14 protein-coding genes are annotated in these 15,339 nt (G+C 59.4%); 6 read left to right on the forward strand and 8 right to left on the reverse strand.

From position 1 onward, the window contains the following. Positions 1 to 457 precede the first annotated feature (457 nt). The 4 genes from J3U87_RS09035 (at position 458) to J3U87_RS09050 (ending at position 5,142) form a co-directional block, all read left to right on the forward strand. The gene (locus J3U87_RS09035) at positions 458 to 1,561 is read left to right on the forward strand and encodes a glutamine synthetase beta-grasp domain-containing protein (protein ID WP_237382715.1); all 1,104 of its coding nucleotides are present in this window, start codon (positions 458 to 460) and stop codon (positions 1,559 to 1,561) included. 585 nt (positions 1,562 to 2,146) lie between these two features. Next, complete coding sequence (locus tag J3U87_RS09040) at positions 2,147 to 3,055, forward strand: DODA-type extradiol aromatic ring-opening family dioxygenase (protein WP_237382716.1); 909 nt, start codon at positions 2,147 to 2,149, stop codon at positions 3,053 to 3,055. Further along, the gene (locus J3U87_RS09045; RefSeq protein ID WP_237382717.1) at positions 3,052 to 4,035 is read left to right on the forward strand and encodes a DODA-type extradiol aromatic ring-opening family dioxygenase; all 984 of its coding nucleotides are present in this window, start codon (positions 3,052 to 3,054) and stop codon (positions 4,033 to 4,035) included. The genes J3U87_RS09040 and J3U87_RS09045 overlap by 4 nt, the downstream gene beginning before the upstream one ends. 3 nt (positions 4,036 to 4,038) lie before the next feature. Further along, entirely contained in the window at positions 4,039 to 5,142 is a 1,104-nt protein-coding gene (locus J3U87_RS09050; protein WP_237382718.1) for an asparaginase, read from the forward strand. A gap of 48 nt (positions 5,143 to 5,190) precedes the next feature. On the opposite strand, the gene J3U87_RS09055 is transcribed toward J3U87_RS09050, so the two are convergent. The 8 genes from J3U87_RS09055 to J3U87_RS09090 form a co-directional block, all read right to left on the reverse strand. Next, positions 5,191 to 6,231 (reverse strand): AMIN domain-containing protein, encoded by a 1,041-nt coding sequence (locus J3U87_RS09055; protein ID WP_237382719.1) that lies wholly within the window; start codon positions 6,229 to 6,231, stop codon positions 5,191 to 5,193. Positions 6,232 to 6,826: 595 nt separating this feature from the next. Continuing rightward, a complete protein-coding gene (locus J3U87_RS09060) occupies positions 6,827 to 7,450 on the reverse strand; it encodes a histidine phosphatase family protein (protein ID WP_237382720.1) in 624 nt (207 codons plus the stop codon). Next, positions 7,447 to 7,914, reverse strand: coding sequence for a 6,7-dimethyl-8-ribityllumazine synthase (gene ribH, locus J3U87_RS09065; protein WP_237382721.1), 468 nt, complete (start codon positions 7,912 to 7,914; stop codon positions 7,447 to 7,449). Before ribH ends, J3U87_RS09060 begins: the two co-directional genes overlap by 4 nt. A gap of 78 nt (positions 7,915 to 7,992) precedes the next feature. Then, positions 7,993 to 9,216 carry a 3,4-dihydroxy-2-butanone-4-phosphate synthase gene (gene ribB / locus J3U87_RS09070; protein ID WP_237382722.1) on the reverse strand — a complete coding sequence of 408 codons (1,224 nt, stop codon included), beginning with the start codon at positions 9,214 to 9,216 and terminating at the stop codon, positions 7,993 to 7,995. Positions 9,217 to 9,727: 511 nt separating this feature from the next. Beyond that, a complete protein-coding gene (locus J3U87_RS09075; RefSeq protein WP_237382723.1) occupies positions 9,728 to 10,381 on the reverse strand; it encodes a riboflavin synthase in 654 nt (217 codons plus the stop codon). A 136-nt stretch (positions 10,382 to 10,517) separates the two neighbouring features. Next, the gene (locus tag J3U87_RS09080) at positions 10,518 to 10,973 is read right to left on the reverse strand and encodes a DUF2269 family protein (RefSeq protein ID WP_237382724.1); all 456 of its coding nucleotides are present in this window, start codon (positions 10,971 to 10,973) and stop codon (positions 10,518 to 10,520) included. 128 nt (positions 10,974 to 11,101) lie between these two features. Beyond that, positions 11,102 to 12,049, reverse strand: a complete 948-nt coding sequence (locus J3U87_RS09085; protein ID WP_337249555.1) for a response regulator — start codon at positions 12,047 to 12,049, stop codon at positions 11,102 to 11,104. A 218-nt stretch (positions 12,050 to 12,267) separates the two neighbouring features. After that, the gene (locus J3U87_RS09090; protein ID WP_237382726.1) at positions 12,268 to 12,675 is read right to left on the reverse strand and encodes an Hpt domain-containing protein; all 408 of its coding nucleotides are present in this window, start codon (positions 12,673 to 12,675) and stop codon (positions 12,268 to 12,270) included. A 360-nt stretch (positions 12,676 to 13,035) separates the two neighbouring features. Here J3U87_RS09090 and J3U87_RS09095 point away from each other — a divergent pair, with 360 nt between their 5' ends. After that, positions 13,036 to 14,778: a proline--tRNA ligase gene (locus tag J3U87_RS09095; protein WP_237382727.1), complete on the forward strand. Its 1,743-nt coding sequence runs from the start codon at positions 13,036 to 13,038 to the stop codon at positions 14,776 to 14,778. A 37-nt stretch (positions 14,779 to 14,815) separates the two neighbouring features. Further along, positions 14,816 to 15,229: a hypothetical protein gene (locus J3U87_RS09100; RefSeq protein WP_237382728.1), complete on the forward strand. Its 414-nt coding sequence runs from the start codon at positions 14,816 to 14,818 to the stop codon at positions 15,227 to 15,229. Positions 15,230 to 15,339 lie beyond the last annotated feature (110 nt).

The following is a 15,339-nucleotide window of genomic DNA, read 5'->3' on the forward strand; positions in this document are numbered from 1 at the left end:
GGCATCGTCGCGCGGTATGTCGCCCTGCGACGAGGCCTTGCCGCATGACGTCCAAATCACGATTGTTCGCCGGCAAAACGCCTCGATTCCCGTGCGCAACCTACAAAAACGTAGGAAAGGATGCACATTCGTTCGGCGAATATTCGCGGAATATTAAAGTCCCAACAAACAGCCTCATTAAAACCAGCGGGTTATTAAAAGGTATCACACTTTCGGAACAATGCGGCACAGGAACTGCTCTTCGGGGACCACATCCGAAACGACGTCAAGTCGACCAGGTCCTTGCGTTGAGGTTTTCGATGAACGGTGATGTTCCCCCACAGCCAGCCTCCCATTCGACAATCCCCGGGTTGGCGGAATCATCGCGATATCTACGGCGTGCAAACCGGCCACGCCACGCAAGTGATCATGGGGTCAATCGGCACAACCTTTACACCTGCTATTGAGGAGTTGATTCATGACCAATTTGAAGTTAGCGGAGTATATCTGGCTGGATGGTGCCAAACCCGTTCGCGGCCTGCGCTCCAAAGCCAAGGTTCTCAACCTGCCCGCAGCCGACATCATCACGCTCGACAACTTTCCCCAGTGGAGCTTTGACGGCTCCTCAACCGCCCAATCGGAAGGTATCAGCTCCGATCTCTACCTGGAGCCGGTCAACTTCGTCAAAGACCCGATTCGCGGCGAAGGTAACTATTTGGTGCTCTGCGAGGTATTGAACGCGGACGGCACCCCGCATTCTTCCAACTCGCGCGCATCCCTGCGCAAGGTGCTCGATCAGGGTGGCGCCGAATACGAAGCCTGGGCGGGCTTCGAACAGGAATACACCCTGTTTCTCGAAGGTCGCCCGCTGGGCTGGCCGCAAGCCGGTTTCCCCGGCCCCCAGGGTCCCTATTACTGCGGCGTGGGCCCCGATTCCGTCAGTGGTCGCGAGTTGGTCGAAAAGCACACCCAACTCTGCATCGACGCCGGCATTTCGATCTACGGCATCAACGCCGAGGTCATGCCAGGCCAGTGGGAATTCCAAATCGGTTACCGCGGCCTGGAAGACGAGGATGCCAGCCTCCTGAACATGGCCGATCACCTGTGGCTGGCTCGTTGGCTGCTCTACCGCGTCGGTGAAGACTTCGGCATCCAGCCCAGCCTGGACGTCAAACCGGTCGCCGGTGATTGGAACGGCGCCGGCTGCCACACCAACTTCTCGACGCGCGCCATGCGCGAGGCGGGCGGCATCGAGGCCATTCGCGAAGCGGTGGCGCTGCTGGGCAACAAGCACAACGACCACATTTCGGTCTATGGCCATGGTTTGGAACGCCGCTTGACCGGCGAGCACGAGACCTGTCACATCAACGAATTTCGTTCGGGTACCTGTGACCGCGGCGCTTCGATCCGAATTCCGCTGCACGTCCAGGCCAAGGGCCACGGCTACTTCGAGGACCGCCGTCCCGGCGCCAACTGCGATCCCTACCTGGTTGCCGCACGCATCCTGAGCACGGTCACCCAGCTCGACCAAATCGATTTCAGCGATTGGACGCTGGACGCCATCCTGAGCGCCGGCGGCTGAATCCCCGCGCCCCTGCCTCCCTAGAAATCGAAGGGCCGGCGCCAGCGATGCGCCGGCCCGACCCAATTGCATCGGTTTTGAAGAAGCCGAAGCAAGGGTGCCGATCGACATCGACACCCTACCTCGTTCCTAAAACCTTTTCCTGGCTCGCGAAACCGGCCCGGTACGCGAGTTTCCCAGAACTTCCTCGAGCGCAGATCATAGGCCTGCGCTCTTTTTTTATGTGCGGACGGGCGTTTCGCGGATCGCGTCCCCGGGGTTTTTTCCGCTCTCGCTTGAGCCTTGCTCGCGAAAAGTGTTATTAATCAAGCCGTAGTTCTTGAATGCCTATTTCCTGCCGGCGAAGGCCGCGCCGGACTCGACGAACTCCGCCGGGCCGGCCAACGGGACAACGTGCCGTAAGGCGCCGTGATCCGTCGACATTCCGGCTCGTCGACGAACGCGTCCGCGCCATTTGTTTCGGGAATCGATGCTTTCGGCCCGACGACTGGCCCCCGTGTCGCGTCACCTCGTCCAGGGAAGGGTAATCCGCGGTTGGGTGCACTACATTCACGAACGAAGCGCAACATGGAAAGGAGCGCCATCATGAAAAAGGGCTGTATCGTGGCCGGGGTCCTGGCACCTCATCCACCGCACCTGGTTTACGCCGAAAATCCGCCCCAAAACGAACCGCGCGCCGAGTGCGGTTGGGAAAACCTCCGTTGGGGCTACGAACGACTTCGCAAGAATCTGGAAAACATCGATTTCGATACCTTGGTGGTTCTCTCCCCCCATTGGCAGACCTACGTGGGCACACATTTTCTGGGCGTCGAGCGATTCTCCTCGGTCTCCGTCGATCCCATCTTCCCCAACCTCTTCCGCTATCACTACGACCTGACCGTGGACGTTTCCCTGGCCGAAACCATGGAGCGCCACGCACGCGAAGCCGGACTGGTCACCAGGATGATGCGGAACCCCGACTTCCGCGTCGACTACGGCACCATCGTTTCCTGCCATCTGACCCGACCCGCCTGGGACAAACCGATCGTCAGCATTTCTTCACATCGCAGCACTCACTACTTCAGCCCGGACGTGATGCTGGCCTCGAGCCTGAAGCTGGGCCACGCCACGCGCGAAGCCATCGAGGCCTCCGGGAAACGGGTCGTCCTGCTGGCCAGCAACAGCCTGTCCCACCGTCATTTCACCACCGAGGCAGAGGTCCCCGAGGACATGAGTCGCGAGCACATCTACCACCACGGCCAGTACCTGTGGGACATGAAGGTCATCGAATTGATGAAGGCCGGCAAGACCCGCGAGCTGGTGGAGCTGGTGCCCGATTTCACCGAACAAACCGTGGCCGAAACCGATTCCGGCGCCCTGACCTGGATGCTTTCGGCTCTGGATTTCCCCAGCTATCCGGCCGAGGTGCACGCCTACGGGACCGTCATCGGCACGGGCAACGCGGTCGTGGAGTGGGCGCACGAAGCGCACCTGGTTTCGGGAGGTGCGGCATGAAGAACCGACACCCGGTGATCGGGGGCTACGTGCTTCCCGGCCTCCCCCATCCTCTACTGGTCCCCGAGGCCAACCCCGGCTGGAGCCGCCTGCGACAGGGTTTCGAACAGGTACGCGCCGAAATCGCCGAATCGGACGCCGACCTGCTGCTGATCTACAGCACCATGTGGCCCAGTGTGGTCGGACACCAGATCCAGGCCGACCCGGAACCGGAATGGGTGCACGTGGACGAGTTGTTCCACGACCTCGGCTCGATTCCCTACAAGTTTCGGATGGATGCCGATTTCGCCGCCGATTACTGCCGCCAGTGCCGGGACCGGGGTCTCCAGGCCCGCACCGTGGCCTACAAGGGCTTTCCCATCGACACCGGCTCGGTCGTCGCCCTGAAACTGATCAATCCCGACAACCGCATTCCCGCGACCATCGTGTCCAGCAACGTCTACGCGGACCGTGCCGAAACCGTGGTGCTGGCGAAGTCGGCCGTGGCCGCGCTGGAAAGGTCGGGCAAGAAGGCCATCGCGATCGTGATCAGCACCCTCTCCAACCGCCTGCACCAAGAATGGATCAAGCCCGAAGAGGACCAAGTCCACTCGCTCAAGGACCAGGAGTGGAACGCCAAGATCCTGGATTTCCTGAAAGCGGGGCGATTGGAAGACACCGCCCAGCTCTCGCGGCAAATCCATCGCGAGGCCCGCGTCCACAAGGTCGTCAATTTCAAGCCGTTCTGGTGGCTGGCCTCGGTCATGGGCGAGCACAACCTCTACACCGGCACGGTCTTCGGGTACGAGGCCGTCTTCGGCACCGGTTCCGCCGTGATCGGCCTGCGCCGCGCCACACGGGCGGCCCGCGACCTGGAGTTCGACGAAGAGAGCCCCGAACGGTACATCGGCGATCGCAACGTGTTGGGACCTTCCTCCGACAGCATGAGCGGATGGTCCAGCCAGGTTCAGGTGGCCAGCCAGCCGCCAGGGGAGGCATGAGCCATGTCGCTTGAATTTCACGTGGAAGACGTTTATCCCAAGAGCCCGCTGGGCGAAAGAGTCGAAGGCATCCCCACCGGGCGCGACGTGGAGTGGGAGCCGTTGGTGGACTACCGCCGCAACGGCGTCAGCGAGAACACGATCCACGGCGCCATCGCCTGGTACCACGGCGAGGAGCCGGTCCACAGCTTCGGCGGCAACGTACTCTGCTACGGCCGAAGCATGATGAAGCCCTTTTACATCAAGGTTTTCGCCCAAGAGCTGGCCGAAACCACCAACTGGAAACAAAAGGCGATCAGCGTCGCGAGCCACAACGGAACGGCCGAACACATCGAAGCCGCCCAATCCCTGCTGTCCGAGGGCGAATGGGGCCTCATGCAGACGCCGCTGGACGTGCCGCTCGTCCAGTTCGGTCGCCAAGTTCGCCGCCCGCGCCGTTGGTTCAACAACAGCTCCGGTCACCACGCCGCGATCCTCAAGGGATGTCGCATCAAAGGATGGAACCGGGCCGGCTACACCTTGCCTTCCCACAAGGTCTTCAAGGCCTACATGACCCTGATGCGCGACTACCTGGGCAGCGATTGGCAGCCGCAGCGCATCGCGCGCGACGGCGACGGGCTGCCCACCGTGTCCATGACGGTGAACGAATTGGCTCGATGCTACGCGGCCCTGGCGGCTCGCCGTTCCGAAGATTGGATCTGGGAATCGATGGCTCGCCATCCGGATCTGGTGGGCGGCTTCAATCGCCTGGACACGACGATCATGAAGTCCAGCGAGGGCAAAATCGTCGCCAAGGAAGGCGCCGACGGTCTCTTGGGCCTGGCCATCGACCACCCGGATTTCCCCAACGGACTGGGAATCGTCATCAAAATTGCCGCGGGATGGAATCCCCAGGCGACCTGGTACGTGGCGCGCGGCATCATGGGCGTGCTCGGCTTCGAGTTGCGCAATCCCTACCCGCTTCGGCGCCAGAAGGCCTTCCTCGTACCCGGCATCGTGCCGGCCGACCGGCTCTCGGCCCTGGAAAAGATTCCCACCTGGGATGAATGGGATCCGGACCACGATCGCTGGTATTTCGATCCCGATGCCATGGACAGCTTTTCCTGAAACCAGGGGCGGCCCCTACGGGTGGTCGTCCCCTTCTCCACCCGATCGCTATTGAATCCGGATGCGGGCGCCGCTCGGTGTCTGGTCGATCACGGGCCGGGGATGGTCCGTGGACGCCAAATCGAGCACCACGCGCACGTGGGTTGGATGAATCCCGGTCCGTACGGTTCGAATGCGCCGGTGATTCACGCGGTACTCGTCCGGAATGACTTTGTAGGATCCGGGAAAATCGATGATCAACTTCCGCGAGGAGATCAGGGAGTCGAGAACCTTGGGATCGGCCATCGGGCGGCCCGCATTCAAGTCGATGGTCAGGGTACCGGATCGAAGCTGGGGGATCACGCGAAGGTAGCCGGGCGGCGGCGTTTTTCCCGATGCAGGCGGGACAGTAAAGTCTTGGCGCGTTTCCTTGCTGCCGGTGGCCGCCGCGACCTCGGTGTTGGCTTTCGTGGAAGGCCTCGCTTTTTGTGGCGACGGGGTCGAGACCCTTTTGGGAGTCGCCTCGGCCGGTTTCTCCGACGAACCCTTGCCGCCATTGCGTTTCGCCATATTCTTTTCCCGTTGTTTGGCCACGAAGGGACTGACCTCGGGCTCGCTCGGCTCAGCCGTCGCGGCAGCGGGATCCTCCGATTGGGCGACCTGGACGCCCGTGGCTTCCTTGGCCGGGACCGACGACGGTTCGGGAGCGGTGTCTTTCACTTCGACCACGGGCTCGGAAGAGGCCTCCCCTGCCGGAACTTGGCCCGAATCGGCTCGTGGCGCCTCCGCCTCGGGCGTTTCCCCGGACTTCGAGGGCTCTTCGTCGGAGGCCTTGTCAGAGGTCCCAACCTCGTCGGGCCGCTCACCCTCTTCCGCTTGGGTGGCGATTTGCTGGGAGTCCCGATCATCTTCGGGCGCGTCGCCATCGACGGGAAACACCAGGACGGAATTCAGAATGAACAGAATGGCCACCAATCCGAGAACCGACCAGGAAATCAGTCGCTCTCGGCTGACCAGGGGATCGATCAGCCCCCACTGGCGAAATTCACAAGATTGGCACCGGTAGGGCCGAACCGGAACGACCCAACCGAGGACACGTTCGTGGATCATCCTCTGTGAAGGGCGAAGTTCACTACTTTGGCATTTCTTGCACGGCAACGGAACCACCTCCATCAGAAGATCTTTTCTTGCGTTATTCGGCCCGACTCGAAGGTTTCCCTGAATTCTGGGCCAAAAATTTCTTTTTGACGTGCGAGGCGTGTATCTCGAACAGCGGGTTCTAGGACGCCCGACTGTCCTTTCATTGAACTACGGTCGCGCAAGCCTTGTAAAGCGCTGGTTTGTCACAAGCTTACCTCTCGAATGACACACTTTCGGACAAGCATGTTTTTCCCTGGGCCATCTTGCAAAATCCCATTTCTACATTTCACCCCCAAAGAACATCCCCTGGAGGCAAAACAAAATGGCGGCTTTCTTCAGACATTTTGAAATACGGAGTGAGGAACAAAGACCCCCGACAGTCAACACGCACCCAAAACCCTCTGAGGAACCCAAACTCGAGGGAAAAACCCCTATCGAGTGCAGGCGATCACCTAGGAGGCCAAGGGACGGGATCTTCGATCACAGTTGGCGGTATTAAAAACATTCGCAAAATATAGACGACATACATTAGAACATAATTCGTAATTTTGACTCGACCCGTAGCTTATATCACACTTAGGTGGGTGAGCACGGGAAGCTCTTCGACCACATCGATTTGGGTCAGGCTTCCGTTCTGAAGTCGAAACGGCCAGATGCTGCGCAAGGGGATTTGAAAGAGGCGGCAAAGCAGGGCCTGTAGATTGCCCGCATGACCCACCAGCGCGATGGTTTCCCCTTCGGGACGCATCGTTCGCAGTTCGCGATAGAAGGACCACACCCGTTCGCCGACGGATTCGAGACTTTCGCCACCCGTGGGGGGTTGCGTCGAGCCATCGCGTCGCCAGGCCCGGTAATCGGAGGGGAAGCGCGCCATCAGTTCGGGAAGCGTCAGCCCGTCCCAATCGCCGAAATCCTGTTCTTTCAGGCGCTCCTCCAAATGAACCGTGGCGCCCATGGCGGAAGCCACGATTTCAGCCGTGTTCGAGGCCCGCCGCAGAGGGCTGCTGTACCAGCGGTCGACCCGTTCCACGCCGTGCGCACACAGTCGATCGGCGAGACGGAGAGCCTGCGCGCGCCCCTGTTCGGTGAGCGGATCGTCGCGATGCCCCATGAACACCCCCTGCCGGTTGCCCTCGGCCTGGCCGTGGCGAATCAGCAGGAGGCGGAGTGTCAGTGACAATTCCTTCAAGGCAGGGCCTTCAGGAGATTGGCCATTTCGATCGCGGCCACGGCAGCCTCGACACCCTTGTTGCCGGCCTTGCTGCCGCAGCGTTCGATGGCCTGCTCGATGTTCTCGGTGGTGATGATGCCGAAGGTGACCGGTACACCGCTCCCCAGCGAGGCGGTGATCAACCCTTTGGCGGCTTCACCGGCGATGAGGTCGAAATGAATGGTGGAACCGCGAATCAGGACGCCGAGGCACACCACCGCGTCGTATTTACCCGAATCCGCCAGCCGTTTGGCAACCAGGGGAATCTCGAAACAACCGGGAACCATGACCACATCGATCGCGGCCGCGTCCACGCCATGGCGAATCAGGCCGTCCTTGGCGCCACCCAGCAACTTACCGCCCATGAAATCGTTCCAGCGGGCGCTGACAATCGCCACTTTCAGCCCGGAACCGACGAGGTTCCCTTCATACGTCTGACCCATGCTCGCTCCTTGTCATCAATCTTCAAATGAACTCGATTCAGTATTTAGCAAAATCAATCGGCGGGGGCACGCGAAATATCAGGCATCTCGACGCCAATCGTGCCCGTCCTCGAGCAGGTGCCCCAACTTGGAGGCCTTGGTGCGCAAATACCCGTCGTTATCCTCATGGGGTTGGATCTGATGGGGAACCCGCTCGCGAACCTTGATGCCGCAAGCCTCCAGCTCTTCCACCTTGCGGGGATTGTTGGTCATCAGGCAGACCTCGCGAATCCCCAGGTCGCGCAGGATGGCGGCACCCACGTCATAGGTGCGCATGTCGTCGGGGAAGCCCAGGTGCAGATTGGCCTCCACCGTATCCAAACCCTTTTCCTGCAAGGCATAGGCGCGAATTTTATTGGCGAGCCCGATGCCCCGCCCCTCTTGGGCCAGGTAGAGAACGATCCCCTGCCCCTTGGTGCTGATCTCCTTCAGGGCCTTCTTGAGCTGAGGGCCGCAATCGCAGCGTCGCGACATGAAGACGTCTCCGGTGAGACAGGCGGAATGCAGACGGACGAGAACGCCCTCTTCGGATTTTTCACCATAACAGAACGCCAGGTGTTCCTGGCCGTTGTGGTCCTGGTAGGCGATCGCCTGAAAGGTGCCGTAATCCGTGGGGATGGTGGCCGCATCGATACGGCTCACGATGTTTTCCTTTTGGCGGCGGTAGGCGGCGAGATCTTCGATGGAGATGATCTTGATCCCGTGTTCCTCGGCGAACACTTCCAGGTCGGGCAGGCGCGCCATGCTGCCGTCGTCCTTGAGGATCTCGCAGATGACCCCGGCGGAGGTGGAACCGGCGAGGCGCGCCAGGTCGACGGCCGCCTCGGTATGGCCCCGTCGGGTCAGTACCCCGTTGGCTCGGGCACGCAGCGGAAAGATATGGCCTGGCATGCGGATGTCTTCGGGTCCGGCCCCTTCCTCGGCGAGGGCCTTCACCGACAACGCGCGATCGTGCGCCGAAATACCGGTGGTGATGCCGTCGATGGCACTGATCGACACGCCGAAATTGGTGCCGTACTTCGAGGCGTTGTGTTGCGAGGGCACCATCAGCGGAATGTTCAGGCGGTCGAAGAGTTCCGCGGCCAATGGGGCACAAATCAACCCGCGGCCGAACTTGGTCATGAAGTTGATGGCTTCGGGCGTTACGTGCGCGCCGGCCATGGTCAAGTCGCCCTCGTTTTCTCGATCTTCATCGTCGACGACAATGACGAAACGCCCAGCCTTGATATCTTCAAGTGCTTCTTTGATAGAGGCTAAAGGCATGGATTCACTCCAGAGTATGCAATGTTTTTTTTAGAACGGAATCAGCGAGCACGCGAACCCGTTCGGGGTTGCATGTCGCGGTTGCGACGCATGTAATCACCAACAGGGAGGTCACGGGATTCGATGCCGCCCACACCATCAGGTCGTGACTGGTGGGTCGATAGCCTGGTTGGATCGCTTGGGCATGTCGGTACGGCCGGTGAAATAAGGGAAACCTGTGCCTCGAGCCTTTTGGGAAGCGGCTCAGCGAAAAAAAATGGAAATGTCGGCAGATCACGACAAAGGGTTTTCATCGATGGAAACAAAGGATCGGTGCAAATCAAGCCGGAGTCCATGTGAGAGGAGGTTGGGTTGTTTTTTTGGTCGTATTGAACGATTGCCTTTCCTCCCAACTTTCCCATTATAACGTTTTCCTCACATTTTGAAGGGGGTAACCGCACCCTCTTCGCCCAACTCACTATTTTAAAACAAGTTAAACTTGACGCAGCGTGTCAATTCAACTTTGGACCACCTAGCTGAAACCGTTCTCGGAGAGGGTTTCGAGACTGATCCCAGGCGAGGCTTTCGATCCCGGGGCGTAACCCGCCATGAACTTTTCCACATACTTGCCCACGATATCGACCTCGATGTTGATGGCGTCGCCCACTTGGCGATCCGGCAACACGATATGGTCCTGGGTATGGGGCACCAGCATCACGTTGAAGGCATCGGGCCAGACATCGACCACGGTCAAACTGGTTCCGTCCAGGCAGATGAAGCCTTTGGGCACCACGTAGCGCATGATGTGCTCCGCGGCGGAGACGGTCAGCCACAGGGCCTCGCGCGAACCTTTCTTTTCGCGCAGGCGACCGACGCCGTCCACGTGTCCCTGCACGATATGGCCGCCCAACCGGGTCGAGGGGGTGACGGCCCGTTCGAGATTGACGCGCTGGCCCGCGGCCAGGGCACCGAGATTGGTGCGCTCCAGCGTCTCGGGGGAGATCCCCGCCGTAAATCCAGCGGCCGTCATCGCGGTGACGGTGAGGCAGGTGCCATTGACGGCAATACTGTCGCCGAGCTGGGTACCCTCGAGCACCAAGCCCGCACGGAACGTCATTTCGAGGCCGGCGGCACCACGGCCGGAATGGGCCAGCGTTCCGATTTCTTCTACGATTCCGGTGAACATAGCAGCCTCCAGAGGCGTCGCCCGATGCCTCCCGCGCTCCGCCAACGGGGTCCGCCCGCGCCGTTCGATCTCGGGTTCGATGCCGAACCCCACTTGATCCGGGCGGACGGGTCGAAGGAGGGAAATCGAACCGATTTTAGAAAGGACGAAAGACCATCATGGCGGTCAGGATGGTTACCAGGGTGTGTTGAATCCCGGAAAATGCGGCGATTCGCTTGCGAATCTTGAGGTGTACCTGCTGGCGATCGCCATCTTTGGAAAGCTCCTGAATGAAGCCGTTGATGGGCGCCGAAAGAAAGATGTTGACGTTGAACAGGCTCAAGAGCATCAGCACCGGCGCGGCGTGGACCCACTTTTCGGGACCTTTCCACATGTCGGTGGCGGTGGCCAGATAGATTCCGGTACCCAGGGTCACCAGGCCCATGATGTTCATGTGAACGTTGAGGAATTGCCGCATCTTCTGCAGACTGGCCACCAACGCCGGCTCCTGGCCGGGTTCGAGGCAGGAGCGGTACCAACGCCCGAAGGTAAACGGCAATCCGAAAAAAACCATCGCAGAGATAATGTGAAGGAACTTGACGGCTTCGTACATGAAAACTCCTTGATATGGTGAACCCCGTCCGACAAACCCACGCATTGTAACCCGAGACGCAAACTCAGGTGCGAAATTGTGGATGAGGGCAAAAGGGACGGGGATCCGGAAAGGAGTTTTTGGGCGATTCACCCCTTCTGTTTCAGGCGCGCGTCCAACCAATCACTCAAGTCTTCGTGTATTTCCTCGACCATCGGCACCATCTTGTCGAAGTGCTGATGGGCCGGTTCGATCTCTTCGTTGGTCCCGGCCTTTTCGATTTCGAAGGCGAGATCGTGAATCAGCGGTGCGCCGAAGTTGCCGACCGAACCCTTGAAGGTATGGGCGGCCCGGCGAATCTGATCACCGTCCTCGTCCTTGATGGCCTTGGCGATGGCGGCGATCTGCTCGGTGCAACTCTCCACGAAGACCTGAACCATTTCCTCCATCAGCTCCTCGTCGCCATCGAGGATCTCGTTGAGGTAATTCAGGTTGGCGGCACCCACCCGATAGGCCTCCAGGTTTTCCTCGGCACGCCGTTCGGGGTCCAGAAAATCGGCCAGGCATTTGGCCAAGGCCTGATCGCCGCCATCCCGGGCCGTGCGCGCCATTTCGCCCAACAATTTGTCCGCCGCGATCGGCTTCGCGATAAAGCCTGCAGCGCCCATCTCCAATGACTCGAGAACGTTGCGCTCGGAAGATGCGGAAGTCAACATGATCACCGGAATATCGGTGACATCGGAGCGCGCCTTCAGGCGTCGCAGCACATCGAGCCCGTCCATATCGGGCATGACGATGTCGAGTAAAATCACACTAGGCTTGAATTTGTGAAAAACGGATACTTTTCCCTTCAACCCAAGTAACTCGAACGCAGATCTCACATGAACACATTCAATGCCCACCGGCTCGAGGATGCGTTGGACCACTACTCCGGCCAAGCGGGAATCGTCAACCAGTACCACCTTGGACATGGCAATTCTCCCATTGCTATATGAGAAACTATCGGAAGATTGTCGGCCAGCTTGAAATTTGAAGAAATCCACGAAATGTACACTCGCCGCGGAACACGTATTCCAATGCAAACCTAGGTACACCATGGATTTCCAAGTACCCCACCCGAACGGCGTCAGGCCTGGCCGGGCGCGGGATGAAACGGACGGATGGTTGGACGAAAGCGGTGCGGAGAGCGAGGGGCCCAATCTCCCACACGGGCAACCCGGGCCGAGGCAGCGCTTACCGGAGACCAGAGCCTACGACCCGGCACGAACCGCCCGAATAGCCGATCGGTCCCTTCGACGCCCCCACTCGACGTCGCTTACTGGAGTGATTTCAAATAATCCCGAAAAAATGTGTCTGTCTTCGCGAGCGCTTCCTCGAGCCGACGGTGCAGTTCGGGCAGCGGCGTCAAATCATGGGCCAATGCGGCCTTCTCGATTTCAAAAGCGATTTCTTGGATGGACTGCGCTCCGATATTCGCGCTGGCCCCCTTCAACGTGTGGGCCGTCGCCTTGATCGAATCGGCATCGGAAGACGCAACGGAGCCGGCGATTTTCCTGGCGTGAACGGCGGCATCGTCCAAATACATTTCGATGAGTTCCTGTTCGAACTCGGTGTCACCATCCGAAGTCTCCTGAATACGCGAAAGATCGACCAAACTCTCCATACTGAACTCCGTCGTTGAACTTGAGACACAGATGCCACCGTGGATCTTCTGAAGAAACACTTCAGACTGTTTTACAAAATGAATGATGTTAATCGATGAGGATTTTGTCGATTATAACGCATTCCACAACACTGTGACACGTCCCATTTCGCATCGGATCTCGCGTGTCGCGCATGGAAACCTGCAGCGACAGGGAAAATCGGGCACCGAAGAACCCCTTCGAAAGCACGCCATCAAGAGTCGCAAAACAGACGCTAACTCTATTGTTTCAAAAGCTTCACAGCGCCGGGCAACGAACGTGCCGATTATCGCGAACCACCCCAAAGTGAAGCTGGAAAGCCGATTGGGCTCTATGTTAAAATTTCAGGCCTTTTAAATCCAAGGGAATGCTCGTTTTAACCCTGAGGAGTGATCAATCTTATGCGGCGTTCTAGATTCCTCATCAACACGCTGAAGGAGACCCCCAAGGAAGCGGTGGTCGTTTCGCACATCCTGATGTTGCGAACCTGCATGATAAAACAATTGGCTTCAGGCATTTACACCTACATGCCACTTGCGCTGCGCTCGTTGCGCAAAATCGAGAACATCATTCGCGAAGAGCTGGATGCGGCCGGCTGCCAGGAATTGCTGATGCCCATGGTGCAACCTGCCGAGTTGTGGTCCGAAAGCGGCCGCTGGCAAGCTTACGGCAAAGAGTTGTTGCGATTCGAAGATCGCAAGGACAACGGCTACTGCCTGGGCCCGACCCACGAAGAGGTCATCACCGACATCGCGCGACGCGAGATTCGCTCCTACCGCGAATTGCCCGTCAACCTCTATCAGATTCAAAGCAAGTTCCGCGACGAGATTCGTCCGCGATTCGGGTTGATGCGCGGGCGCGAGTTCATCATGAAGGACGCCTACAGTTTCGATACGGACGAGCAGAGTTGCGACGAAAGCTATTGGCAGATGTACGAGGCATACAAACGGATCTTCACGCGGTGCGGCCTCACGTTCCGCCCGGTCGAGGCGGATTCCGGCAACATCGGCGGAAGCTATACCCACGAATTCCACGTACTGGCCGGTTCCGGCGAAGACGAAATCCTCTCCTGTTCCCATTGCGACTACGCCGCCAACGTGGAGCGCGCCGAACTGAAGACTTTCGAACCGGCCGCGATGCCCGATTCGGTGCCGACTCCCGAAGAAGTGTCCACCCCCGCCCAGAAAACCATCGAGGCGGTCGCGGGCTTCCTCGGTGTCAAGCCGGAACAATGCGTCAAGACCCTCGTCTACCGCGCCGGCGATCGCATCGCCGCGGCCGCGTTGATGGGTCATCGCGAGCTGAACGAAACCACGTTGCGCAATGAAATGGGTGCCGCCGAGATCGAGCTGGTGACCGATGCGGCCACGTTCCAGGCCAACGGTTTGGCGCCGGGTTTCATGGGCCCCCTCGATTGGCCAAAAGATATTCCAATTTATGTCGATGATGAAGTGATGGCTCAAAGTTCGGTGGTTACGGCTGCCAACAAGGTGGATACCCACGTGAAAAACGTCGTCCCCGTCGCCCACTTCAACCCGACCAAGGTGCTGACGCTTCGCGCGGCCCGCGCCGGCGACGGCTGCCCGCGATGCGGGGAAGGGGTCTACGAATCCTACCGCGGTATCGAGGTGGGCCAGGTCTTCAAATTGGGGATCAAGTACTCCGAATCGATGAAGGCCTTCTACCTGGACGCCGAGGGCAACGAACGCCCCATGGTCATGGGTTGTTACGGCATCGGGGTCAGCCGCACCATGGCCGCGGCCATCGAACAGAATCACGACAAGGACGGCATTATCTGGCCCGTCCAGATTGCGCCGTTCCACGTGGCTCTACTGAACCTGGATATCAAGGACGAAGAGGTCGTCGCCGCATGTGAAGCGATCGAGTCCGGACTCGCCCTGCACGGGGTCGAAGTGTTGGTCGACGATACGGCCAACCGTCCCGGTCCTAAATTCAAGGATGCGGACTTGATTGGAATGCCGGTTCAAGTCAAAGTAGGAGCACGCTCACTGAAACAAGGCCAAGTCGAGCTGAAAGTTCGAAAGACGGGTGAGCGTCGCTCGGTCGCCTTGGCTGAAGCGGTCGACGAGATCCTTGCCGATCTGAAAAATTTGGGTTGGAATTCCGCGCCCGGACAGGTGTGAATTGCCGAAGAAGCGACTACATCGGGTAAGTATCTATTTGCTGGACCCTGACCGCCGGCGCCTACTTCTGTGCCGTAGCGAGCAGGGTCCCTTCGCGTCCCAATATGTCGCTCTCAGCGCGGGTCTCAACGATGCCGAAACGCCGTTGGAGACCCTGCGCAACCTGGTCACGCGGGTCACCCGCCTGGACTTCGAGTTCCTGGGTCACAGTAGCTGTATGCCCGTCGTCCTCGACGAACAGAGCGTCAAGGTCTTTCCACCGCTGCACCTGCAGGTGACCGCCATCGATCAGAACACCGATATCGTGGAATACGTCTATCTGGGCCAGGCCAAAACGTCCCCGGCCTTCCGCGAAGGCTCGCCCCTGGCGTGGTTCACGCCGGCCACCCTGCGGAACTCGCCGACCCACGTGCGCGCCGTGGTCCACCACATCCTCTCGCTCATGGCGTAGCGTTCCGGCGCCGGTCCAAAATGCGCGGGCCCCAAGGGCATTCGACACCCTGGGCCACCCCGGCCGATATGCTATAGTTAGGGCCCGTTAAACGCGATATCGGGTTTGTC

The sequence above is a fragment of the Sulfidibacter corallicola genome (assembly GCF_017498545.1).
Lineage (GTDB): Bacteria > Acidobacteriota > Holophagae > Acanthopleuribacterales > Acanthopleuribacteraceae > Sulfidibacter > Sulfidibacter corallicola.